19 protein-coding genes are annotated in these 24,088 nt (G+C 70.7%); 8 read left to right on the top strand and 11 right to left on the bottom strand.

Annotated features, from left to right (window positions below; genetic code table 11):
* The first annotated feature begins 73 nt into the window (after window positions 1-73).
* Window positions 74-676, top strand: coding sequence for a TetR/AcrR family transcriptional regulator (locus ABOD76_RS01810; protein ID WP_350241571.1), 603 nt, complete (start codon window positions 74-76; stop codon window positions 674-676).
* 199 nt (window positions 677-875) lie between these two features.
* Here the strand turns inward: ABOD76_RS01810 and ABOD76_RS01805 are convergent, their stop codons facing one another.
* Entirely contained in the window at window positions 876-1,529 is a 654-nt protein-coding gene (locus tag ABOD76_RS01805; protein ID WP_350241740.1) for a GNAT family N-acetyltransferase, read from the bottom strand.
* A 637-nt stretch (window positions 1,530-2,166) separates the two neighbouring features.
* On the opposite strand from ABOD76_RS01805, the gene ABOD76_RS01800 reads away from it, so the two are divergent.
* Window positions 2,167-2,595: a response regulator gene (locus ABOD76_RS01800; RefSeq protein WP_350241570.1), complete on the top strand. Its 429-nt coding sequence runs from the start codon at window positions 2,167-2,169 to the stop codon at window positions 2,593-2,595.
* 277 nt (window positions 2,596-2,872) lie between these two features.
* Here ABOD76_RS01800 and ABOD76_RS01795 read toward each other — a convergent pair whose 3' ends face one another.
* Window positions 2,873-3,319, bottom strand: a complete 447-nt coding sequence (locus tag ABOD76_RS01795; RefSeq protein ID WP_350241569.1) for a DUF2269 family protein — start codon at window positions 3,317-3,319, stop codon at window positions 2,873-2,875.
* 289 nt (window positions 3,320-3,608) lie between these two features.
* Here ABOD76_RS01795 and ABOD76_RS01790 point away from each other — a divergent pair, with 289 nt between their 5' ends.
* Window positions 3,609-6,986 carry an ATP-binding protein gene (locus ABOD76_RS01790; protein ID WP_350241567.1) on the top strand — a complete coding sequence of 1,126 codons (3,378 nt, stop codon included), beginning with the start codon at window positions 3,609-3,611 and terminating at the stop codon, window positions 6,984-6,986.
* 477 nt (window positions 6,987-7,463) lie between these two features.
* Here the strand turns inward: ABOD76_RS01790 and ABOD76_RS01785 are convergent, their stop codons facing one another.
* From ABOD76_RS01785 to pcaD, 9 genes are all read right to left on the bottom strand, one after another.
* Window positions 7,464-8,495 carry a hypothetical protein gene (locus ABOD76_RS01785; RefSeq protein WP_350241565.1) on the bottom strand — a complete coding sequence of 344 codons (1,032 nt, stop codon included), beginning with the start codon at window positions 8,493-8,495 and terminating at the stop codon, window positions 7,464-7,466.
* 886 nt (window positions 8,496-9,381) lie between these two features.
* Window positions 9,382-10,086, bottom strand: coding sequence for a DUF6766 family protein (locus ABOD76_RS01780; protein ID WP_350241564.1), 705 nt, complete (start codon window positions 10,084-10,086; stop codon window positions 9,382-9,384).
* A 215-nt stretch (window positions 10,087-10,301) separates the two neighbouring features.
* Window positions 10,302-11,111: an IclR family transcriptional regulator gene (locus tag ABOD76_RS01775; RefSeq protein ID WP_350241563.1), complete on the bottom strand. Its 810-nt coding sequence runs from the start codon at window positions 11,109-11,111 to the stop codon at window positions 10,302-10,304.
* A 13-nt stretch (window positions 11,112-11,124) separates the two neighbouring features.
* Window positions 11,125-12,474 (bottom strand): 3-oxoacid CoA-transferase, encoded by a 1,350-nt coding sequence (locus ABOD76_RS01770; RefSeq protein ID WP_350241562.1) that lies wholly within the window; start codon window positions 12,472-12,474, stop codon window positions 11,125-11,127.
* Complete coding sequence (locus ABOD76_RS01765; protein WP_350241561.1) at window positions 12,471-13,748, bottom strand: thiolase family protein; 1,278 nt, start codon at window positions 13,746-13,748, stop codon at window positions 12,471-12,473. The genes ABOD76_RS01770 and ABOD76_RS01765 overlap by 4 nt, the downstream gene beginning before the upstream one ends.
* On the bottom strand, window positions 13,745-15,106 hold the full coding sequence (gene pcaB, locus ABOD76_RS01760; protein ID WP_350241560.1) for a 3-carboxy-cis,cis-muconate cycloisomerase: 1,362 nt from the start codon (window positions 15,104-15,106) through the stop codon (window positions 13,745-13,747). Before pcaB ends, ABOD76_RS01765 begins: the two co-directional genes overlap by 4 nt.
* 67 nt (window positions 15,107-15,173) lie before the next feature.
* A complete protein-coding gene (gene pcaG / locus ABOD76_RS01755) occupies window positions 15,174-15,809 on the bottom strand; it encodes a protocatechuate 3,4-dioxygenase subunit alpha (RefSeq protein ID WP_350241558.1) in 636 nt (211 codons plus the stop codon).
* A 36-nt stretch (window positions 15,810-15,845) separates the two neighbouring features.
* Window positions 15,846-16,559, bottom strand: a complete 714-nt coding sequence (gene pcaH, locus ABOD76_RS01750; protein WP_350241557.1) for a protocatechuate 3,4-dioxygenase subunit beta — start codon at window positions 16,557-16,559, stop codon at window positions 15,846-15,848.
* Window positions 16,556-17,716: a 3-oxoadipate enol-lactonase gene (gene pcaD, locus ABOD76_RS01745; RefSeq protein ID WP_350241556.1), complete on the bottom strand. Its 1,161-nt coding sequence runs from the start codon at window positions 17,714-17,716 to the stop codon at window positions 16,556-16,558. Before pcaD ends, pcaH begins: the two co-directional genes overlap by 4 nt.
* 231 nt (window positions 17,717-17,947) lie before the next feature.
* Between pcaD and ABOD76_RS01740 the strand changes: the two genes are divergently transcribed.
* The 5 genes from ABOD76_RS01740 (at window position 17,948) to ABOD76_RS01720 (ending at window position 24,082) form a co-directional block, all read left to right on the top strand.
* On the top strand, window positions 17,948-19,135 hold the full coding sequence (locus tag ABOD76_RS01740; protein ID WP_350241555.1) for a 4-hydroxybenzoate 3-monooxygenase: 1,188 nt from the start codon (window positions 17,948-17,950) through the stop codon (window positions 19,133-19,135).
* Window positions 19,136-19,205: 70 nt separating this feature from the next.
* Complete coding sequence (locus ABOD76_RS01735; protein ID WP_350241554.1) at window positions 19,206-19,850, top strand: TetR/AcrR family transcriptional regulator; 645 nt, start codon at window positions 19,206-19,208, stop codon at window positions 19,848-19,850.
* Between the two features lie 139 nt (window positions 19,851-19,989).
* Window positions 19,990-21,117, top strand: a complete 1,128-nt coding sequence (locus tag ABOD76_RS01730) for an LLM class flavin-dependent oxidoreductase (protein WP_350241553.1) — start codon at window positions 19,990-19,992, stop codon at window positions 21,115-21,117.
* Entirely contained in the window at window positions 21,114-21,701 is a 588-nt protein-coding gene (locus ABOD76_RS01725; protein WP_350241552.1) for an NADPH-dependent FMN reductase, read from the top strand. The genes ABOD76_RS01730 and ABOD76_RS01725 overlap by 4 nt, the downstream gene beginning before the upstream one ends.
* Complete coding sequence (locus ABOD76_RS01720; RefSeq protein ID WP_350241550.1) at window positions 21,698-24,082, top strand: beta-glucosidase; 2,385 nt, start codon at window positions 21,698-21,700, stop codon at window positions 24,080-24,082. Before ABOD76_RS01725 ends, ABOD76_RS01720 begins: the two co-directional genes overlap by 4 nt.
* Window positions 24,083-24,088: the final 6 nt, after the last annotated feature.

Below are 24,088 nucleotides of genomic sequence, written 5' to 3'. Positions count from 1 at the left end.
CTTGATCTCCCAACAATATGGAGGTAGTCTCCGTATTGTCAAGTCCACACCATGCAGTCCACCAGGAGGCACCATGACCCCAGCATCCGCTGCCCAGCGCAAACCTCGCACGGACGTGATCCGCAACCGGGCCAGCATTCTGGAAACAGCCCAACACCACTTCCAGCAGCACGGGGTCGGCACCTCGCTCGAAGCGGTCGCCAGAGACGCCGGAGTCGGACCCGGGACGCTCTACCGCCACTTCCCCACCCGGGAAGCGCTCCTGACCGCCGTGCTGCAGGCACGCTCGGCAACGTTGATCAGCCGCCGCGAAACCCTCCGGCAGCTCGCCGCTCCGGATGAAGCGCTGCGGCAATGGCTCGGTGCCCTGGAGGACTACCTCAACGCGTACAACGGCCTCCCCGAGCCCCTGATGGCCGCCACCCGGGCGAGTGAGCCGGACAACCCGTTGACCTACCCCTGCGATCAGCTCATCTCCATGACGGACGAATTCCTCCAGGCGGCCCAGCGCCAGGGATCCGTCCGCCCGGAGGTGAGCGCCCGGGACCTGTTTCAGGCCACGGCAGCGGTGGCCTGGATTCGGGGACCCGGCCCCGCCGATCAACCCTCGCTCGCCGGACTGCGCGATCTGCTGGCGCATGGCTACTACTGCCGTCCTCCAGCAGCACTCCAGTAATCCACTGAGGTCCTCTCGAGAGGCGTCTGCACTCTAAAAAGACTGGAATCGAGGCGTGAGCTCGCGCATCAGCTGAGGCCACCGCCTTGAACCAAGACGAGGACGTCCAGGAGGCGCGCAACTGACCGCCCAGACCCAACAGACGACGGTCGGCCCCTGACGCCCCCCGCGTCGAGACCGCGCGAAGCCCGGCATTGTGTTACGAGACGTCGCCGTCCGTCAGGAAGAAAGGCCGGCAGTCCGCGATACCAGAAACCACGACCAAGGGATGATCAACACCCAGCCATTGCGCACGGGTAAGACGGAGGCGGTCAGACACTACCGGTTGGCCGTCAAGCACAGCTCTGGAGATCCCATCGAACTGATACCCAAGTTTTCGGGAGACGCCCTGGGACGCCAGGTTGTCCTGAAACACCTCGCTGAGGGCAGCTTCAGCGCCGAGCTGTTCGAACGCGAAGTGCAGCAGGGCGCCTCGGGCTTCCGTGCCGTAGCCCCGACCCTGAAACTCCAGGCCCAGCCACGCGGACGTCTTCACTTCGCGCAGGATTGGAAACTGCTGGCTTCTAAGGGTCACCATCCCGACGGGTTGCCCCTCCCGAAACACGGCGAGCTCCAGCGCCCAGTTGTGGATGTTCCAGGTGGCCTTGCTGCTCCAATGACTTTGCATCACGGCCAGCCCACGCTGAGCCGGGATGAACTCCGTCCAGGGGGTGAGGAACGTCCGTTGCCCAGGTGGACTGATCCCCTTTGCCGCGACGTCGGCCAGGAGGACCAGTTCACCGTCGTTCGGCTGACGAAGCTCGAGTTGGGGTGTCGTCATCCGCAACGCGGCGAAAGGCCAGTAGGTGTGCATCACCCACCGAGCTTAAAACGGGCTGACCGGAGATCTCTATTGCTGATGTCTGAGGAGCCTCGGGTATTCATTGTGCCTGCGAAGGTGGTGGATGAGGCTCCAGGTCCACCACCTTCGCAGGCACAATGCTACGTGGATTGAAGAATCTTATCTGGGAATGAGTACCCATTGTTCCGGGCCATGACTATGTTTCTACGTGCGAAATGTCCGCCCTCTTGATGATCTCGCCTCTGTCTCTTCCGCTGAAGACCACGAGGTTGTGCAGAGGCAGCTCAGGTTCGCCTGGTCACTGTTGACGCGCTCCGGTGGACGTGCGTAGCTCCCACGGCCTCCCCTGCATCTCGGCACGCCGGTGAACACATTGCCTAAGCCACGATGCTCTGGCACAAGCAGAAGCAAGAAAGGAGGGCCTTCGCCATTGACAGACCGGTTGGTCACCTCCCCCTCTGGATCGGCCATAAGAATTCGACAAAGATTATTCAATCATAAGATATGAGGCAGGACGGACTAACCCCAATGCTCCGGACAGCTCTAACAATGTAGGACGCCGGATTGAACGTCACAAGGCGACGCCAACGCCCGACCGTGCAGGCACACCTCGACAAAGTGGCGCATCCGCCTTTGCTAGAGTTGGCCCATGCATCATGCCCCGGACCTGCTGCTGATTGAAGATGATGCGGCTGCGGCCCGAATGGTGGAAGAAGCTGTCCGAGAGGTGAAGCCCGTGCCGTCTATGGTGCATGTGGCCAGCGCGGAAGCGGCGCTCGCGTACCTCGAGCGGTTCCCCGACCATCCCCCAAGGCTGATCCTGCTGGATCTGCAGCTGCCCAGCATGTCGGGGATGGAGCTGCTGGAGCGCCTGAAGGCCCATTCACATCACCGGTTGATTCCAGTGGTGATCCTGAGCCTCTCGGACCTCAGCGGGGACATCCTCTCCAGCTACGACCACCAGGCCTCCGGCTACCTGCACAAACCAGCGACCTTTCCAAAGCTGATCCTGATGCTGCAGGCCCTGTCGGACTTCTGGTTTCAGACGGTGCGGCTGGTGAACGACCGCTCGATGTGAACCGGCACGGCGGCGGATCTGCACATGGCACGGCTGGGCCAGCCAATCAGCTCTGCAAGCGCCAGCGGGATCACGTGCACGTCCTTTACCGCTGACCAGGGACAGCGGGCCTCGAGCTCCCATCTGTCGCCGCTGTCTCTGGGTGCCCCACGTCCTGTCCTCCCGGAGGCTGAGGCGCTGAGCAGCCGGACGAGCACTCACCCACCATCACGCATTGCATGGATGACCTGGTCGGCAACCACCAGGTCCTCAACCGGCTTGGGTCCGGTGGTCCTCCTCAGCGGGGTTTCAAGACCATCAACCCAACCAGCAGCACCGCCAGCCCATTCGCCACCCAGGTGAGCCGGTGGGCGGATGCCAGCCAGGAGGTGGCGTCCGTCGTCAACCGGCTGCTGCTGGTGCTGGCCGACCAGGCGCTCAGCCGTTTCGTCAGCGGGCCGAGCAGCGCGATGACCACCACCTGGACCGTGATGTAGAGCACGAGCGAGCCAAGTAGCCACAGTTGCGTAAACGGTCCGTAGGAGCCTGTGAACGTCAGCAGCAGGCCGCTGAGCACTGCCAGCGTGCCACCGATTTTTGGGAAGTATTCCAGCGCGTGAATGAGCTTTAGCGACGCGACGAGGTCCGCTGCTGATTGATCACGCCGGTACAGCACCAGCATGAAGAAGGTCGGGCCAATGCCAATGATGGACGCGAGGACGTGCAGGAGAACGAGGGCGTGCATGGGCCTCCTGAAGCTTCTTAGATGAAGAGATACCTATTTTCAGCTCATATCATACCCACAATCTAGAGGTGGTGGAGTCGCAGAGCGAGATGATGTTCGACGACGTCGTGACCCGCTTCGGACCGAGGTGGTGTCACGTCCGGCAGAACGCAAGTGAGTGGACCGCCCGACACACCATGGTCGCGCGTCGGCCTGCCCCGCAGCGCGGCTCACGGAGCCCGGTCCCAATGCCTGCCTCGCGACATGTTTGCGGTGAGCATCGGACGCCGTCTGATACGATGAAGGAGTCATGAACAGTCGGCCCATCTGGCAGCTGGAGGTGCTGGGAAAACCGCGGCTGGTGGGTCCAGGCGGGCAGGTGGTGCGGCTGGAGGGCGGCACGCTGGCGGTGCTGACCTACGTGGCGCTGGAAGGGCCGACGCCCCGGTCGCGCCTCGCGGGCCTGCTGTGGCCGGACACGCTGGAAGGCGCGGCGCGCAACAACCTCGTGCACCTGATCCGGCGCCTCAACCGGGCGTGCGGCGAGGTCATCCTGCGCGCGGACGACGCGGTGGGCCTGTCCGAGCACCTGTGGGTCGACGCGCCCGCGCTGCTGGCCGGTGAGGCGCCGGGAACGTGGACCGGCGGCCCCCTGCTGGACGGGGTGGAGTTCGACGATCGCCCGGACCTCGCCGACTGGCTGCTGATGTGGCGCGAGCGGCTCGACGCGGTCCGGGCCGGGCGGCTGGCCGCGGCGGCCTCGCAGCAGGAGGACGCGGGCGACCTGGCGGGCGCGCTCGCCACAGCCACCCGGCTGCTGGACCTGAACGGGGTCTCGGAGGAGGCCCACCGCCGCGTGATGCGGCTGCACTACCTCGCGGGGGACCGGGGCGCCGCGCTGGCCGCGTTCGAGCGCTGCCGGAGCGTGCTGCAGCGCGAGTTCGGCACCGAGCCGCTGCCCGAGACGCTGGCGCTGGCGCGCGAGATCGAGCGCGGCGTGCCGCCCGCGCCGGCCGCCCCGGTCCGGCCCCGCATTCCCCTGAGCGTCCTGCGCCCGCCCAGCCTCATTGGACGCGAGGCCGAGTGGGCGCGGATGGAGGACGCCTGGGCCGCCGGGCAGTTCATCGTGCTCGCGGGCGAGGGCGGCCTGGGCAAGTCGCGCCTCGCCCGGGACTTCGCGGCCAGCAAGGGCGACGTGGTGGAGCTGGAAGGCCGCCCGGGCGACGCCCTGGTGCCGTACTCCACGACCACCCGCAGCCTGCGCCGCCTCCTGGCGCGCGCGCCCCAGCTCACGCTGGACCCGTGGATGCGGACCAGCCTGTCGCGCCTGCTGCCCGAGCTGCTGGACGGCACGGCCGGGCCGCCGGAGGACCCGGACCAGCACCTGCACGCCGCCATTCACCAGGTGTTCCAGGCGGGCCTCACGGAAGTGAGTGCGGTGGTGTACGACGACCTGCACCTGGCCGATCCTGCGTCCATCGAGGCGATGTTCGTGCTGCTCTCCAGCGCCTTTCCGCTCGGCCAGCCGGGCAGGGTGCCGCGCCTGATCGCCACGGCGCGCCCGGGCGAACTGCCCGCCGCCACCGCGGAGGTCTTCGCTCAGCTCGCCCGGGCGGGGATGGGCGTGCGGCTGGACCTGACGCCGCTCGGTGCGGCGGCGGTCACGCAGCTGCTGCAGGACCTGGAGGTGTCGGCCGTGCGGGCGCTGGGGCCACAACTCGCGCGCTTTACCGGCGGCAACCCGCTGTTCGTGCTGGAGACGGTCAAGCACCTGATCGAGAACCCCCGCGCGGACGGTGGCCTGCCGGTGGCGGCGCGGGTGTCGCAGCTGATCGAGGGGCGCCTCGCGCGGCTGTCCCCGGCGGCGCTGGGCACGGCGCGCGGCGCGGCCGTCCTGCAGAGCGACGTGCGGATCGAGCTGGTGGCCGCGGTGCTGGGCGCGCCGCTGCTCGACACCGCGGCGGCCTGGGAGGAACTGGAGGCGGCGCAGGTCATGGACGGCGAGCGCTTCAGCCACGACCTGGTGCAGGAGACGGTGCTGGCGGGCCTTCCCCACGCGGTGCGCCGCCTGCTCAACCGCAGCGCGGCGCGGGTGCTGGAGCGCGAGGGGGCGAGCGCGGCCCGGGTGGCGCGGCACTGGCTGGAGGGAGGCGACGACGAGAAAGCCGCGCCGCACCTGCTGGCGGCCGCCGAGCAGGCGCAACGCCAGGGGCGGCTTCGGGAGGCCGCCGCGTTCTGCGAGCAGGCCGCCGACCTGTTCGAACGGTTCGGCCGGGCGGACGAGGCCTTCGAGGCGATCTACGCCGCCATGCGGCTGAGCGTGGAGGTCTCGTACCAGGCCGAGCTGCAGCGTCTGGGCGAGCGGCTGAGTGCCCTGGCACGCACCGCCACCCAGCATGCCCGTGCGTACGAGGCCCGGATGCACCGGCTGTACGAGCAGCGCGACTGGCCGGGCCTGGAGGCGCTGTCCGGCGCCACCCTGAACCGCGCCGAGGAGGTCAACGACCGCCCGCTGCAGGCGGTGTGCCACGAAGCGCTCGCCGCGGTCACCCTGTTCAGCGGCCGGCTGGACGAAGCGCGGCATCACCTGAGCCGCCTGGGACAGCTCGGCGCCGAGCTGGACGACCTGCGCCTGCGCGCCCTCACCCACCTGGGCCTGGGCCGGGTCGAGGGCCTCGGCCAGCGCCGCGCCGCTCTGGCGCACTTTGAGCAGGCGTTGGCGCTGTATGCGGACGTGGCCGGGGATCCGACCGGGCGGGTGGCGGCGCTGGTCAAACTGGCGGTGACGTGGCACGAACTCGGGCTGGCCCTGCCGGCCCTGGACGCCGCCCGCCGCGCAGAGGAGGTCCTCGGGACGCTCGACGCCGACAGCTACTATCAGCTGGCCGGGGCGCACAGCACGTTCCTGGCCGAGCACGCGCTCGGCAACAGCAGCGCGGCGCTGGCCACGGTGCGCCGCGCGCTGGCGCTGCACGGGCAGCACCAGGAGTGGTGGCGCAGCGTGCTGCACCTGGACCTGGCACAGGTGTACCTGACCGTGGGGGCGGTGGAGCTGGCCCGGGCGGAGGTGCGCGCCGTGGCGGAGCGCGCGGACCTCCAGCCGCCCGACGAGCCCCGGCGACTGCTGCTGGAAGCCCAGACGCTCACGCGCCGCGGTGAGCGGGCCGACGCCGTCTTCGCCGCGGCGCTGGCCCACCCCATCACGCGCCTGAATCCGTACGAACACGCGCGGCTGCTCATCGCGCGCGGGCCGACACTGCCGGCCAGACAAGCGCTCCTGGACGCACAGGCCGCCCTGCAGCTCGCCCAGGCCGCGGAGCTGGGCGGCGTGCAGGTCGCGGCCCTGACCCGGCGTGCCCAGGCGCACCTCGCGCTGGGTGACCTCCACCAGGCGGTGCAGGACAGCGCCTCGGCCCGGCAGCTGTGTGACACCTTCACCCCGGAGCTGCCGCTGGGCGAGGTCATGCGAACGCACGCCGCGGCGCTGGACGCGCTGGGCGACCCGCAGGCGGCTCAGGCGCACGAGGCGGCCCAGGCCTGGCTCCAGCACGCCGCGCAGCAGGTTCCGGAGGAGTTTCGAACGGGGTTCCTGGCGGCGCACGGGCAGGCTGGGGTGCCCGGTCCACCGTCCCCTGACGCCGCGCCTTCCGGCGCGCCGCAGGAGGACGCGGGCGCATACCGCGGTTGAAACAGCACCTGGGGCACCTGCTGATCGAGGGCATTCTTCTGCGGGTGGGTGCGGCGCACAACAGCAATGGCGGCGCTGTGCCCGGACGCGCGCCGCGTGCTGATGGCCGCCGATTCACACGTGCGGCGGGTCCGGCTCCATCGGCAGCGGCTGGGGCGCAACTGGGTTAAACGCTCGAGGGTCAGGACTCCTTCCGGCTGCTGGCCCCACTGGAGAGGGCGCCCGAGCGGCATTCGGGAGGCCAGGGCGCCGGTCTGAACTGGACCGAGAGATCGGTTCGTTCAAGTCGTGGACGCGCCATCGCTCGACGCGCGGGTCCTCGAGGGCGGTGGCCTGCCAGCCCGAGGGGCGCAGTCAAGCGAGCGCCGGACGCGGGGGCCTTCCTTGAATGCGTCAACTGAACGGGAAGCGCGTCCACCCTCGCGCCGCAGTCGATGAAGACGGCTGGTCACCCACCATGCTCGGTTCAACGCAGCGTCAGGGTCGGGGGGTGTGGCGCAAGGTGAGGTGCGAGGACCCGCGCAGGGTCTGGCGGATGGCGTCGTCCTCATCTTCCGGGTCGGCCAGCAGGGAACTCCCGTCGTAGGCGTGATTCCAGGTGTACTCCGCCACGCCGTCCCTGAAGACCATGCCCCTGGCCTGCCACGGCTCCCTCAGTTCGTCTCGTAGCTTCAAGGCCCTGCGGGTGATGACGCCCCAGTCCGCATGCGCCTCGACGCCGTTCACGTTCGCCGCGGGCTCCCCGTCGCACGCCACGCGCATGAGGTGCAGGACGGTCCCGGGAACGAAGGCCAGGTCCACGCCCACGGCCGGGCGGCCGGTCGTCAGGTCGGTCAGCAGCGAATCGAGGTCGAGCGCGCTGACGAATTCCCCAGCGGTCCCCACGATGAACGGCGAAGGCGTGTTCGTCACCGGACCTGCACTCACCGTGCAGTCGGGCGGGCTGTCCGGGGAGGTCCAGGCATAGTATCCCTTGGCGGTGAACCCCCGGGACTCGATCGGCCCCTGGCCTTCCAGGGTGCCGCGCGCCACCGAGTACTTCACGGTCACCTTGGCGCTCATCTCAAAGTGGCTGGTCAGGTCCGTGGGATTCGGGCCGTCATCCTGCGCGAGTTCGAGCGTGTGCTCATCCAGGACGGAGTCGAAGGTCAGCTCGAACGTCGCGCAGTGCTCCGCGTTCGTCTCGAACGCGGCGAGCTTGCCGGTGAAGTACGGTGCGAGGCGGGGGTTGCGCTTCACCCACGAGATCCACCCCAGCAGGTCGGTGAGGCGCGACAGGTCGTGGTCCTGAACACACGACGCGGAGGCTCGGCTCACCGCGTGCTCGATGCCCCGGGCGATCAGCGTCCACCCGTCGAAAATCTGCGCTTTCATCTGCTCATCCAGGCCACCCGACTGGACGGCGTTGCGCCAGGTCAGAAACAGCCGGATGGCGCCCTTCAGCTGAGCGTCGTCGGTCGATGCGGCGCGAAGGGCAGGCTGCACCTTGTCGGTGTAGACGCCGTTCATGAATGTGGCGTCGGTGCTGTGGCGCGCCGTCGTCCGTTTCCAGACGGTCTCGCGGATCGGTCGGCACCAGTGGAGCGAGCAGGGCCTCGTCCGCGCTGGTGGTGAGGGCCACGCCGGGGTTCGAGAAGTGGTTCAGCAGCAGGTGAACGGAGCCGTTCACCGTGCGCATCGGCTGGAGGTAGAACTCCTGGCCGAGCGCGTGCGAGTTGAAGGCACGAAGGTGCGTGACGTCGAGATGCCTGGGGGGCGTGATGGTGAGCGTGAGTGGTTCGAGGAACTCCAGCCCTTTAGGTTCGAGGTGCACCGCCCCGAGGAGACCGCCGCTCAGGGGCAGGGCGTCCACGCGCGTCACGGGCGTCATCCGAATCGTTTCGCGGCTCAGCAGGGCCCCTGTGGGCACCGTCAGCACGTAGGTGGTGCCGTCCGCCCCGTGCGCGGTGAGTTGACCGCCCGCGGACGTCACCGTCCTGCTCACCGTCCTCGTGGCGTCGGGCACGACCTGCACCGTCATCGGGTGCCCTGCTGCTCGCGCAAGGGGGAGGGTCACGGCGGCAAGCGCCAGGGAGAGGGACATCAACGGACGACACCACATACCAACCTCCTGGTGGAGTCAGAAGACCTGTTCCGACCACCGGAAGGCAGCGTAGAAAGACGCGGATGTCAACGGGATGGCACGCCCCGGCGTGCTCGGAACCAGGGCATGGCCAGGCAGCCTGGAGATGGTCATCACAGGCTGAGGGCGCCCGACCCGCCCATCGAGGCCCCGCTCCCGGGGCACCCAACCGGGTCAGCACCCGGCCCGGCCTGTGGGTGCGTGCCAGGATGCACCGTGCGGTTCAGCTGGGTGCGCCCTCTGTGCACGGTTCGTGACGTTGCCCCCCACCGGCTAATCCCCGGTCTGCCGGTGCGGGGCTTCCACCGCCTTCGACTGGGAGGACCCCACCTGCCGCAGAAAAATGGTCAGGATCACCAGACTGCCGATGGCCAGAAACTCACTCTGCCAGTTCTGGAACGACTGAAACCAGAAGTCCGGCTTCCCGAGAAACGCCAGAAAGCTCACCGGGTCGTCGCCGTGCATCAGCTGCTCCTTGTTGAAGACGTGGTGGCTGGCCACGGCATGCAGCAGCATCGCGCCCAGGAACAACGTGAGGAACGTCACGCTCAGGGAGTTGCGGTACAGCGCCAGCACCCGACCGCCACGTTTCACCGGGCCCGGCGCCTGGGCTGGATCGTAGGACTGCTCGTCGTTCCCCTCGTCCGGATAGGGGTTGGAATCGGCCGAGCCCCGCTGCTTGAGGTAGATGGTGAGCACCACGTACACGCCCATCTGAAGGAACTCACTCTCCCAGTTCTCAGCGGTGGCCGACCAGAATTCGCTGCTCTGCAGGTACGAGACGAACCGAATGGTGGCCTGATGATGGGCCTGCTGGTCCTCGTTGAAGGTGGACCAGCCGGACAGGGCCTGCGCGAGCCAGAACACCACGAAAAGACTCGACACGACGATCGAAAGGGCGTTCTCGGCCCAGAAGCGTCGAAGGCCACGCGGAGGGAGGCGTGCATCCAGCGGTGCAGCAGGGACGTTGGAGGACATGGTGAACAGAGTGTAGTCGGCTGGCCCGCCTGCTGTGGCGGCTGCCCCTCCGGCGTCCCCGGCAGGACACGACCGAACGCGTGCCCTGACCGCCGCATCCGAACTCAACCGGGGGTGCGGCGGTCAGGGCATGAACTTGCGCCGTTGCCTCACTTGGCCCGCACCTCGAGCCGAGTGGGCATCTGCAGCGCCTTGATCCCAGTGGACATCCGCCGTTACCGCAGGGTCCGGCGGCTGGGCCGCTGGAGCCGCTCCTGGCCCTGCACCGACGTCCAGAACAGCCGCTCCTCAGGGGCACGGTCGACGTGGCCGATGCGGGCGGAGAGGCGCTGACTGGCGTCCTCGAGCGCCCGCTGCAGCGCCATCCGGCGCTCGACCGTCCGCGTGGCCGGCACGTGGACGCTCAGGGCGGCGATCACCTCCCCGTTGTGGTTGCGCACCGGCGCAGCCACGGACCACATCTGCGCGTCCAGCGACGAGGCCAGGCCGTCCTGCACGACCCGCTCGAGGTCCAGCAGGGCCGCGTCCAGCTCGGCGGGCGTTCGCTCGGCGCCGTCCCCCTGCAGGGCGCGCCGCACGACGCTCCAGGGCCGGTGGGCGAGCAGCAGCGCGGCACTGGCCGACGGATACGGCGGCAGCACCGCCCCCACCTGTGGCAGCGGCGGGCTGTCCGGGTGGCGACCCTCGATGGTGGCCACCGTCACCAGCTGACCGCCATCGAACGCCGCGAGCAGGAGCGCTTCGCCGCACCCCTGACCCAGCGTCGTCATTTCGTCCCGGGCGACGTCGCGCCAGGGGGTGTTGGAGAGCAGCACCTGGCTGAGCGCCAGCAATTTGAAGCCCAGCCGGTACCGCCCGGCCACCGTGCGGTGCAGCAGGCCCATCTGGGTCAGGGAGGTCATCAGGACGTGCGCGCTGGACGGCGGGAAGCCAAGCTGCCGGGCCACCTCGGTCACGCCCCACTCGGGATGCGCGGTGGTGTACAGGTCCAGCACCGCGCGGGCCTTTTCGAACACCCCCAGCATCACCCGCGCTCCATTACCGGTCCAGCCGTTCCAGGAACGCTGCGCCGGTCGTGGCGCGCACCTCGTCGAGCGTCACGCCCGGCATCAGGCCGGTGAGGGTCAACGTCCCGTCCGGAAAGGTGAACACGGCCTTGTCGGTGATGACCAGGTCCACCGCCGCGGAGGCGGTGACGGGCAGCGTACAGTCGTCCACCACCTTGGGCGCGCCGCGTTCGTCCTGGTGGGTCATGGTCACGATCAGGCGCCGGGCGCCGCTGGCCAGGTCCATCGCGCCGCCCACCCCCAGCAGCGGTTTGCCCGGCACCGCCCAGTTGGCGAGGTTGGCGTGCGCGTCCACCTGCAGGCCGCCCATCACGGCCACGTCCACGTGTCGGCCGCGGATCATGCCGAAACTCTCGGCGCTGTCGAAGTAACTCGCGCCGGGCAGCGCCGTCACGGGAATCTTCCCGGCGTTGACCGGGTAGTGCATCGCGCCGCCGTCCTGCGGTGCCGGGCCGACGCCCAGCATGCCGTTCTCGGTGTGCAGGATGACGCCCATCTCCGGCGTGATCAGGTCGGCGACCAAGGTGGGGATGCCAATGCCGAGGTTCACGACGTCGCCGGGATGCAGCTCCTGCAGGGCGCGGCGGGCCATGTGCATGCGGGCCGCGTCGACGCGTTTGGCGCCGCTGTTCACGTCGGCGCTGCTGCCGAGGTGGGCGAGCGTCAGGGTGGCCTGCACCAGCGCGTCCACGTACAGCCCCGGGGTGTGCACCTGCTCCGGCGGAAGCTCACCCACCTCGACGATCTCCTCCACCTCCGCGATCACCACCCGCGCGGCGGTGGCCATCGCGCGGTTGAAGTTCTGCTCGGTGAGGCGGTACTGCAGGTTCCCGGCCCGGTCCGCCCGCCACGCGCGGATGAACGCCACGTCCGCCTGGATCGCCGGCACGAACACCATCTCCCGTCCGTTCAGGACACGGGTGTCGGCGCCCGCGGCGATGAGCGTCCCCGCCGCGGTGGGCGTGTAGAAGCCGCCCAGGCCCGCGCCCCCGGCGCGGATGGCTTCCGCCAGCGTGCCCTGCGGCAGCAGCGTCACCTCCAGCCACCCCTCCTGGTGCGCCTGGACGGCCTCTCGGTTGCTGGTGAAGTAACTGCCCACCGCGCGGGAGATCTGCCGGTTCCTGAGCAGCCGCCCGCCGCTGAGTCCCGGTTCCGACACGTTGTTCGCGACGTACGTGAGGTCCTTGGTGCCGGTCTCGGCGAGGGCGTGCACGAGCGTCACGGGGTTGCCGGTCATGCCGAAGCCGCCCACCATCAGCGTGTCGCCGGACCGGACCTGCCCTGCGGCCTCGGCCGCGGTGATCACCGGCACGCGCTTCACGCCTCCACCCGCTCGATGAGGGCAGCTTCACCCTGACCGACGCCGACGCAGAGGGCGGCCAGGCCATAGCGGCCCCCGGTGCGGGCCAGGTCATGCGTCAGCGACACGATCAGCCGCGCCCCGCTCATGCCCAGCGGATGGCCCAGCGCCACCGCCCCGCCACTCACGTTCACCCGCGCCGGGTCCAGCTGCAGCTCCCGGATGCACGCCACCGCCTGCGCCGCGAACGCCTCGTTCAACTCCACCAGATCCAGGTCCGCCACACTCAGCCCGGTGCGCGCCAGCAGCTTGCGGGTGGCGGGAATCGGCCCCAGCCCCATCACGCGCGGGTCCACCCCAGCCGCCGCACCCCCCACCCAGCGGGCCAGCGGCCGCACCCCCTGCTCGCGCGCGGCCTTGGCACTCATCAGCACCAGGGCGGCCGCCCCGTCGTTCAGGCCACTGCTGTTCCCGGCCGTCACGCTGCCGCCCGCCCGGAAGGCCGGTTTCAGCCCGGCCAGCGTCGCCGCGTCGGTGGTGACGGTCACCTCCGCGCCGTCCACCCGCACCCGGGGGTGTTCGTCCGTGTCGAACACGGTGGGGCCGCGCTTGCCCGGCACCGCCACCGGCACGATCTGCTCCCGGAAGTGCCCGGCGCGGAGGGCGTCCGCGACGCGTCGCTGGCTCTCGAGCGCGTAGGCGTCCTGATCCTCGCGGGTGATCTCGCCGCCCGCGAGCTGCCCGGCGCGGCTGCGCTCCACGATGTTCTCGGCCGTCTGCCCCATCGCCTCCAGCGGAAACAGCGCCTCCATCGCGGGGTTGGGGAAGCGCCAGCCGAGGGTGGTGTCGTAGGCGGTGACGTTGCCACTGGCGAACCCTTGCGCGCCCTTGGCCATCACCAGCGGGGCGCGGGTCATGCTCTCCACTCCGCCCGCCACGTACACGTCGCCGTCCCCGTTGCGGATGGCGCGGGCGGCGGTGTTGATGGCGCTGAGCCCACTGGCGCACAGCCGGTTGACGGTCAGGCCGGCGATGGTGTCGGGCAGGCCGGCCAGCAGCAGGGCCATGCGCGCCACGTTGCGGTTGTCCTCGCCCGCCTGGTTGGCGCAGCCGAGGATCACCTCCTCGATCTGGTCCGGGGCGACGCCGCTGCGCTGCACGGCGGCGCGGATCAGCTGAGCGGCCAGGTCGTCGGGCCGGACGCCACTCAGGCCGCCCCGCAGGCTGCCGATCGCGCTCCTTACGGCAGAAACAATCACCACATCGTGCTCTTGCAGGTTGGATGGTGCGGTCATGGGCGCTCCTGGTGGGGGACCGGCCCCCGAACGCGGGCGTACTCGTCCAGCGCCCGTTGAATGAACAGGTCAGTCACGCCGAGGGCGCGGGCTTCGGTGAGGTCAGTCCAGGCGATGGCCTCGGCGCGCGCGCCGAGGTCCTGGCGCACGAGCTTCGTGAGGTGGCCCTCGCCTGCGGCGGCCCGGCGGGCGGCGGCCTTCACCGTCGAGTGGGCCTCCTCGCGGGACATCACGGTGCTCAGCGCGAAGCTGAGCGCCTCGGCGAGCATCACGCCGTTCGAGGCGGTGACGTTCTGCGCCATGCGCCCGGCGTTCACCTGCACGCCGGTGAGCAGCCGCGCCGTGTGGGCCAGCGCCGCGCCGGTCAGGCCGAGCAGTTGCGGCACAGTGAGCCACTCGACCTGCCAGCCGTGGGTGCCGCGTTCGTGCTCCTGGATGCCGCTGCGCGCCACGGCGGCGAGCAGGCCCGCGGCGGTGCTGGCGGCGGCGAGGATCAGCTCGCTGGTGATGGGGTTCTGCTTCTGCGGCATGGTGCTGCTCCCGCCGCCCCGCTCGGCGAGTTCACCGACCTCCGACTGGGCCAGCAGGATGGCGTCCTGCGCCAGCTTGCCCAGGCTCGTGCACACCCCCGTGAGCCAGGCGGCGAGTTCCAGGACCGTGTCGCGCTGGGTGTGCCAGGGGGTGGGCGGCACGGCGAGGTGCAGCTCCTGGGCCAGCGCCGAGGCGACGTCCAGTCCGCGTTCCCCCAGCGCGGCGAGCGTGCCGGCCGCGCCGCCGAACGACACGGTGTACAGCCGCGCTTCCAGTTCTGAGAGGCGGTCCAGGTGTCGCAGCAGCGGCGTGAGCCAGCCCCCGGCCTTGAGGCCGAAGGTGATGGGCAGCGCCTGCTGGGCGTGCGTGCGTCCCGGCATCAGCGTCGCGGCGTGCGTCCGCGCCAGGGCCGCCAGCGCGTCCGTCACGTCCAGCAGCAGGCGCCGCAGCACGCCCAGCGCGGCCCGCGCGCCCAGCACGAAGGCGGTGTCCACGATGTCCTGCGTGGTCGCGCCGAAGTGCAGGTGCTCGCGGGCCGCCTCTGGCAGCGCGGGCCGCAGCTGCGCGAGCAGCGCGGGCACCGGCACGCCGTCCTGCAGGAGCCCCTCGCTCAACGGCCGGACGTCCACGTGGAACTGCTCGGCCAGCGCCGTGATCGCCTGCGCCGACGCGGTCGGGATCAGCCCCAGCCGGGCCTGCGCGCGGGCGAGCGCGGCTTCCACCTGCATCAGGCGGCGCAGGTACGCGTCGTCGGTGTACAGCGCGGCCACGTCCGGCTGCGTGAACATCCCGCCGAAGAGGGCGGAGTCCGCCGGGGTCAGCGGCATGGGGACACCCGGGCCCAGCGCCCCGCGCGTCGCGGGGCGGCCCCGGCCCGGCTCGCGTTCCCGGGCGTCATGGCGTGAAGAAGACCGTCTCGCCTTCGCCCTGCAGCCGCAGGTCGAAGGTGTAGGTGACGCCACCCGGCGCGTCCAGGCGCTGGGCGATGAGGGTGGGCCGGCGCGCTTCCGGCACGTCCCGCAGCACGGCGTCGCGGCTGTTGTCCTCGTCGCTGAAGTACACCACGGTGTACAGGTGGGTCAGCAGGCCGCGCAGGCCCACCCACAGCAGCAGCCGGGGCGCAGCGTCCGGACCGGCGGCGCCGGGTTTGATGGTGTGGACTTCGTAGCGGGCGTCCGCGGTCAGGGTATGCGTGCGGGCGAAGCCGCTGAACGCCGCGTCCGGGTCCGTCGGGTACCGGCCGCTGGCGTCGGCCTGCCACACCTCGATCAACGCGTCGGGAATGACCTCGCCGTCCGCGTCCAGCACGTGTCCGGTCAGGCGGATCCGCTCGCCAGGGACGCCCTGCGCCTCCACGCTGAAGGGGTCCACGAGGACGGTCCCCGCGGTCCGCTCGTACCCCTGGAAGCCGTGCACGAGCCCCTGGTGGAAGTACGGCCCGACCGTCTGGCTGGGCGAGGGCCCGAACGCGCCGTCGGGGATGTTGCTGTCCTCGGGGGTCAGGGGGCCAGCGGAGGACCGGCGGGTCATCGGTGATCCTCCGGGTGAGGCGGGGTTCGCTTCCGCTCAGTCGTCATGGTCCGGGTCCTCGAAGGGCGTGGCGTGCTGGCCGCCCAGCACGATGTCGAAGCGGTAGCCGAGCGCCCAGCCCGGCTCGGTGAGGTTCAGGTCGAAGCGGCTGATCAACCGCTGCTGGCCCTGCGGGTCGGGGATCCCCTGGTAGATCGGGTCGTGGGCGAGCAGCGGGTCGCCGGGGAAGTACATCTGACTCACCAGCCGCTCGGTGAAGTTGGTGCCGAAGACGCTGAAGTGGATGTGCGCGGGCCGCCACGCGTTCGGGTGGTTGCCCCAGGGGTACGCGCCTGGGCGGATGCTGATCAGTTCGTACTCGCCGTGCTCGTCGGTCAGCATTCTCGCGGTGCCCACGAAGTTGGGGTCGAGCGGCGCGTCGTGCTGGTCGCGGCCGTGGACGTACCGCCCGGCGGCGTTCGCCTGCCACGTTTCGATCAGCGCGCCGCGGACGGGCCGCCCGGCCGCGTCCAGCAGCCGTCCGCGCACCAGGATGCGCTCGCCGAGCGGCTCGCCGTTGACGCGGGCGTTGCGGGTGGCGTCGTGGTCGTCCGGGCGCAGGCGCGAGGGGGAGAAGACGGGACCGCCGTGGTCGCGCAGCGCGGTGGGCAGCGGCATCAGCAGCTCGTGCGGGGCGCGCTTGACGCTGCTGGCATACGGCGGGTAGAGATGCGGCGGGTGAACGTCGTTCGGTGGGTCACTCGTGGTCATGGTTCCTCCCCCAGCACCCGCTTGGCGATCTGCAGGGCGCGGTTGGCGACCGGGACGCCCGCGTACACGGCCACGTGCAGGAACACCTCCTGCAGGTCGTCCGGCGTGACGCCGGTGTTCCTGGTCGCGCGGATGTGCAGCTCCAGTTCGTGCTCACGCGGGAGGGCCGTCAGCACGGCGAGGGTCAGCAGGTGGCGGGTGCGGACGTCCAGGTGGCCGCGCGACCACGGGCCGCCCCAGGCGTACTCGGTGATGAAGGTCTGGAAGTCCCGGTCGAGGTCGCTGGCGGCCGCGGTCGCGCGGTCCACGTGCGCGGCGCCCAGCACCTGGCGGCGCACCGAGAGGCCCCGCTGGTAGCGGTCGTCCGGCGGTTCCAGGCTCGGCTGCAGGAAGCGGCCCAGCCGCTCGGCCACGACGTGCGGCTGCTCGACCATCGGCAGGTGCGCCGCGCCGGGCACCACGTCGAAGGCGGCGCCGATCTGCTCGGCGAAGGCCTGGCAGGCCTGGGGGGGCGTGGAGACGTCCTGCTCCCCGCACAGCACCAGGGTGGGGCTCGTCAGGTCGGTGATGGCCCCGCGGAGGTCCGCGTCCCGCAGCGCCGCGCAGCTGCCCAGGTATCCGGGTTGGGGCGTGCGGGCCAGCAGCGTGGTGTAGCCGTGCGCTTCGGTGGGGCACCGCTGGAAGTAGGTGGGGGCGAACCAGCGCTGCACCAGGTCCGGCGCGAGGGCGGGCAGGCCGCGCGCGCGGACCTGATCGGCGCGCTGGGTCCAGCTCGTTTCGCTGCCGATGCGCGGGAGCGTGTCGAGCAGCGCGAGCCGCGTCACGCGCGCCGGGTGGGCGAGCGCGAAGCCCTGCGCCACCAGGCCGCCCAGGGAGCAGCCGGCCAGCGCGGCGTGGGCCACGCCGTGCGCGTCGAGCAGGTCCTGCAGGTCGCGGACGTGGTCGTCCAGGGTGTACTCGCCGCTCGGGGCGTCGCTGAGCCCCTGGCCGCGCAGGTCGTACTGCAGCACGTGGAAGCGCGGGCTGAGCGTGCGGGCCACCGCATCCCACACCCGCAGGTCGCTGCCGATGGGGTTGATCAGCACCAGCGTCGGCGCCGTGGCCGGGCCGGAGCTGTGGACGTGCAGGGTGAGGCCCTGGGAGTGGATGAACGGCACGGGGAGCTCCTCGTGGGTGAGATGACCTGAGCCCACCTGAGGGGCCAGGGACAACGGTGGCGGTCTGCGTCCAGTGTCCGGTCTGAGCGGCCGTCTGACAAGCGGGTCATTCAACACTGTTGAATCCCTGGCTTGTTCCCGGACCCGCGGCGGGGCACAGTGGTGGTGTTTCCCCGTGACCCACCGCGGCGCCTGCCGGCGGACGTCGTTTCTTGTTGATTGAGGAGTGCTATGACCCAGCTCACCCGCACGCAGGTCGTGATCGTCGGTGCCGGCCCTGCCGGCTTGTTCCTCGCGCATCTGCTGCACCGGCAGGGCATCGAGAGCGTCGTGCTGGACACGCGCACCCGGGAGGAGATCGAGCAGACCATCCGCGCCGGGGTGCTGGAGGACTGGACGGCCGACCTGATGCGCGAGCTGGGCCTGGGGGCGCGGATGGACCGGGAGGCGCACTTCCACACCGGCATCACCCTGCAGCACGGTCAGACGCGCTGCCACCTGGACCTGATGGAGCTGACGGGCGGGAAGCGGGTGACCGTCTACCCGCAGCATGAGGTGCTGCGCGACCTGATCGCGGGCCTGGAGGCGGCGGGTGGGCAGATGCTGTTCGGAGTGAGGGACGTTGATCTGCGGGAGGTGACGGCGGCACGGCCACGCGTGACGTTCCGCCGCCGCGAAGACGGGCCGCTGGAGACGCTGGAGGGGGACTTCGTGGCGGGCTGCGACGGGTCGCAGGGCGGCAGCCGTCAGTTCATCGAGGGGCGGACCGAGTACCAGAAGGTCTATCCCTTCGGCTGGCTGGGCATCCTGGTCGAGGCCCCGCCCAGCCACCACGAGCTGATCTACGCCCGGCATGAGCGCGGCTTCGCGCTGCTGAGCACCCGGTCAAGCACCGTGCAGCGCCTGTACATCCAGTGCGGAGCGGGGGAGCACGTCTCCGCATACCCGGACGAGCGGATCTGGCAGGAGCTGCGGGCGCGGCTCGCCGCGCCGGACTGGCAGCTGACCGAGGGGCGGATTTTCCAGAAGGGCATCGTGGGGCTGCGCAGCTTCGTCACCGACCGGATGCAGCAGGGGCCGCTGTTTATCGCGGGGGACGCGGCGCACATCGTGCCGCCGACCGGAGCGAAGGGACTGAACCTCGCGGTGGCGGACGCGGTGTACCTGTTCCGGGGGTTGGAGCAGTTCTACCGGGACGGCCACCGGGAGCGCCTGGAGCGGTACAGCGAGACGTGCCTGCGCCGCGTATGGCGGGCGGAGCGCTTCAGCTGGTCGATGACGACCATGCTGCACGTCGACCCCACGGAGAATGCCTTCGAGCAGCGCATTCACGTGGCGGACCTGGAGTACGTGACGCACTCGCGCGCGGCGGCCACGGCGCTGGCGGAGAATTATGTGGGTCTCCCGCTCGATGGGTAGGCGGGTGGGCGACCGGCAGCATCTGAACAGTGGTCCGGCGTGACTTCCAGTATGCTGGCGGCCAGCCACGATGACTGACTCTCCCGCTTTCCGCACGCCGCAGCAAGACCGCAGTCGCCAGTCGTTCGAGCGGGTGCTCGAAGCGGCCATCGAGATCCTCGCAGAGGGCAGCTTCGAGCAGCTGACCCTGGCCGCAGTGAGTCAACGCGCCGGGGTGTCCACCGGCTCGATCTATGGGCGGGTGCGGGGCAAGGAAGAGCTGTTGAATGCCGCGCAGCGGCGCATCCTGGAGCGGGTGGAGGCGGAGCAGGCGGCGCTGCTGAAGGGCATTCGGGCGGAGCAGCTGCCCTTTGCGGCGCTGGTGCCGCAGCTGGTGGACGCGCTGGGCGAGTTCCTGAAGGCGCAGGCGAACCTGCTCCGCCCGCTGATGGCGCGCGCGCCGTCGGATGAGGCGGTGGCGGCCCTGGGGAAGCAGTCGTTCGGCAAGCTGGAGGAGGGGTGGTGCGCGGTGCTGCTGGAGCACCGCGCCGCGATCCATCATCCGCGTCCCGAGCACGCGGCGTGGGCCTGCTTTCACCTGGCGTACGCGGCGTTTGCCCGGTACCTGGCGTTGGGGTCGACGGCGGAGGCCGCGGGTGAAGGCGACTGGGCGGAGCTGAAAAGTGACCTGGGGGAGATGAGCCTGTTGTTTTTGCAGTACGCCCGGCTGGAGTGAAGGGCGGACTTGACATCTGATCAAATCTGGCGCACTCTGAAATCAGAATCAACATTCTGATTTTTAGTGGTGGTGGACCAGCCGCCCTTCGCCCATCCGGCCGCAGGCCGGGCTCCAGCTGCTCCCCAGGAGGGACTCCATGCGCTTTTCCGTGTTTCTTGTTGGCCGCTCCACGGCCCCCGAGCAGGACCGCACCATCATCCAGGACCTGGCCCAGCACGCCCGCGACGCTGAGGACTTTGGCTACGACGCCGTCTTCATGCCGGACCATCACTTCACCGGCTACGCGCCGATGTCGAGCGACCCCTTCATGTTCGCGGCCTACCTCGCCCCGCAGCTGAAGCGCATGCACTTCGGCATGTCGGTCACCACCGTCCCGCTGCACCACCCGGTCCGCTTCGCCGAGCGCGTCAACCTGCTGGACCAGCTGACCGACGGGCGGCTGCTGGTCGGCATCGGCAGCGGCACCACCCCCGAGGAGATGATCGGCTTCGGCGTGAACTACAAGGAGACCTCCCGCATCGCCCAGGAGAACCTCGACATCGCCGAGGCGCTGTGGAACAAAACAATGGACGACCCGCCGGTGCAGTTCGACACCGGGCACTACAAGGGCGCGGTCATTCAGCGCATCGTCCCCGCACCGTACGGCAAGCGGCACGCGCCGCTGATGAGCGTGGCGCTGCGCGAATCCAGCGCGCTGCGCGCCGCCCAGAGCGGCTACCCGGCGTTCATCCCCGCGTTCACGCCGCCCCAGATCGGCGGCACCGAGCCGCTCAAGCACGTCACCAAGTACTTCACGGTGTACCGGGACGCGCTGCTCTCGGCCGGGCACCCGCAGGAGGTGGTGCAGCGGGCGCTGTCGTGGACCACCCACACCTACCAGTGCGTCCACCTCGCCGAGACGGACGAGCAGGCCCGGGCCGAGCTGGAGGTGATCCTCCAGGGGTACCAGGACGCCATCGACCGCGAGATGGTCTACAACAAGCGCGCCGAGGAGATCAGCGACGTGAAGATCCACACCACGCCCAACGCCCTGACTGAGGACTGGATCGGCACGTGGTGCCTGTACGGCAGCCCCGAGACGGTCCGCGCGCACCTCGAACAGTACCGGGCGCTGGGCATCGGCAACGTGCTGATGGGCTTCACTACCGGCCCGCTCACCCCGGAGCGCCTGCGCCTGGGGCAGCAGTCGATGCGGCTGTTCGCCGAGCAGGTGATGCCGCACTTCAAGGACACGACCCGGGTGCCCGCCGGGACGCCCGCGTGACCGTGCCGCTGATCGTCGGGATCGGCGGCACCACCCGGCCCGGGTCCAGCGGCGAGAAGGCGCTGCGCACGGCCCTGGCGCACGCCGAGCGGCTGGGCGCCCGGACCGCGCTGTTCGCCGGGCCGCAGCTGGCGGACCTGCCGATGTACGCGCCCGAGCAGCCGGAGCGCTCGGATACCGAGCGGGCGTTGGTGGACGCGGTGCGTCAGGCCGACGGGGTGCTGATCGCCACGCCCGGGTACCACGGCGGGATGTCGGGGCTGGTCAAGAACGCGCTCGACCTGCTGGAGGACCTGCGGCCGGACGCGCGGCCGTACCTTGACGGGCGCGCGGTGGGCTGCATTGTGGTGGCGGCCGGCTGGCAGGGCGCGGGCGTGACCCTCAGCGCCGTGCGCGACGTCGTGCACGCGCTGCGCGGCTGGCCCACCCCGCTGGGCGTGACCATCAACACCGTCGCGGTGCAGGCGTTCGGGCCGGACGGGGCGTGCATCGACCCCGCCACCGACGCGCAGCTCGCGGCGCTGGCCGGCCAGGTGCTGCACTTCGCCGCGGCGACCTCCGCCCTGCGGGCCCCCTCCGCATGAGCGGGCCCCCGCCGGACTTCACCCTGGAGGAGGCGGCCCGCCTCACCGCGGGCGCCGAGATGTGGGCCAGCGCCGCGCTGCCCCATCAGGGCGTGCCGGCGCTCCACATGGCCGACGGGCCGATGGGCATGGCGAGCGTGCGGGTGGACGAGCGGGACGTGGCGCTGCTGATGCCGTGCGGCACCGCGCTCGCCGCCAGCTGGGACGTGGACTTGGCCGGGCGCATCGGGGCGCTGGTGGCGAGCGAATGCACCCGGCTGGGCCGGCAGGCGGTGCTCGGGCCGAACCTGAACCTGCCGCGCAGTCCCCTGGCCGGCCGCGCCTTCGAGACGTATTCCGAGGACCCCCTGCTCAGCGGCGAGATCGGGGCCGCGTGGATCGGCGGCGTGCAGGCTGGGGGCGTCTCGGCGGTCGCCAAGCACGTGGTCGGGAACGACTCGGAGACGCAGCGCCACCGTATGAACTCGGTGATGGACGTCCGCACCCTGCGCGAGGTATACCTGCGGCCCTTCGAGCGCGCGGCGCGCGCGGGGGTGGGCGGGATGCTGATGGCCTACAACCGCCTGAACGGCGTGCCCTGCGCGGAGCAGACCCAGGTGATCCGGCTGCTGCGGAACGAACTCCACTTCACCGGCGTGCTGATGTCCGACTGGTTCGGCGTGCAGAACGGCGCGAAGAGCCTGCAGGCCGGCCTGGATCTCGAAATGCCGGGACCGGGCCGGCAGATGGGCGAGCACGCGGCGCAGCTGGCGCGCTCCGGCGAGGTGAGTGAAGCGCGCGTGCAGGCGGCCGCGCGGTCGGTCGCGGCGTGGGCCACGGCGTGGCAGACGCCCGTCCCCGCCGCCCAGGACGCCGCCGAGCTGCTCACCGAGGCCGCCGCGGCCAGTTTCGTGCTGCTCAAGAACGACCGCGGCGTGCTGCCGCTCGCGCCGCAGCGGCCGCTCGCGGTCATCGGCCCCAATGCGGCCACGCCCTGCTACCAGGGGGCGACCTTCGCGCGCATCGCGCTGTCGGACGACGTGCAGACGCCGCTCTCGGCGCTGGAACAGCGGTTCGCGGTGGAACATGAGGTAGGGGTCGAGCCGGAGTACCGCCTGCCGCCGCTGCCGGCCCTGCCGATCACCGCCGCGACGGGCGAGCCGGGCCTCACCGTCACATATCACGCGGGCGGCCCGGACCGGCCCGCGGTGTTCAGCGAGGTGCGGCGCACCTCGACGCTGGTGTGGTTCGCGCAGGACATGCCGGCGGGCCTCAGCACCCACCAGGGCGCCACCGTGCGGGCGCGCACCACCCTCACGCCGGAACGCGGCGGCCGCTACACCCTGTACTACGGCGGGACGGGCGACGTGACGCTGCGGGTGGACGGCGTGGAGTGGGGCCATCAGCCGTCCCCGGTGGTCGGCGGCGACGTGATGGGCCACCTGCTGCGCGGCGAGGCGACGTCGGTGCACCTGCAGCTTGAGGCGGGCGTGCCGGTGCAGCTGGAGTACGAGATGACCTACCGACCCGCGCGGGCGCAGGGCCTGTGGTTCGGGGCCCGGCCGCCGGCGCAGCCGGACCTGATGCGTCGGGCAGAGGCGCTCGCGGCGCGCAGCGCCCAGGTGGTGCTGGTGGTGGGCGAGACGGCCGACTCGGGCGTGGAGAGCCGCGACCGCACCACCACCCGGCTGCCAGACCGGCAGCTGCAGCTGATCGAGCGGGTCTGCGCCGCCAACCCACAGACGGTGGTGGTGGTGAACGCGGCGCACGCGGTGGACACCAGCTGGGCCGCGCAGGCCGCGGCGGTGCTGCAGGTGTGGTTCCCCGGGCAGGCCTTCGGGCCGGCGCTGGCGGAGGTGCTTTCCGGCATCCGTGAGCCGGGCGGGCGGCTGCCCGTTACCTTCGCGGCGCAGGAGGCCGACTACCCGGCGTTCGACCTCACGCCGGACGAGCACGCGGACCTGCACTATCAGGAGGGCGTGCTGATCGGGTACCGCTCGCTCGCGGCGCAGGGCGTGGCGCCCGCCTACCCGCTCGGGCACGGCCTGGGCTACGCCACCTTCTACTACGGGGACGTGCAGCTGGCGTCCGGGCCGGACGGTGAGGTCACGCTCACGGTGCCGGTGACCAACACCTCGGCCCGCCGTGGGAAAGCGGTGGTGCAGGCGTACGTGGCGCAGCCGGCGTTCGAGGACGTGCCGGCCCACCCGGCCCTGGCGGGCTTCACGGCGCTGGAGGTGCCGGCCGGGGCCACCCAGCACGCGCGCGTGACCCTCACCAGGGACGCCCTGCGGCGCTGGTCTGAGGCGGCCGGCGGCTGGGTCGAGCCGGCCGAGCGGCGGTCCCTGCAGGTGGGGACGTCGCTGGCGGACATCTTCTGGCAGGGCACCCTGCCGCGGTAACACATG

Source organism: Deinococcus sonorensis KR-87 (assembly GCF_040256395.1).
Taxonomy (GTDB): Bacteria; Deinococcota; Deinococci; order Deinococcales; family Deinococcaceae; genus Deinococcus; species Deinococcus sonorensis.
The sequence above is the reverse complement of the archived record's forward strand: the minus strand, read 5'-3'. Positions and strand labels throughout refer to the sequence as shown.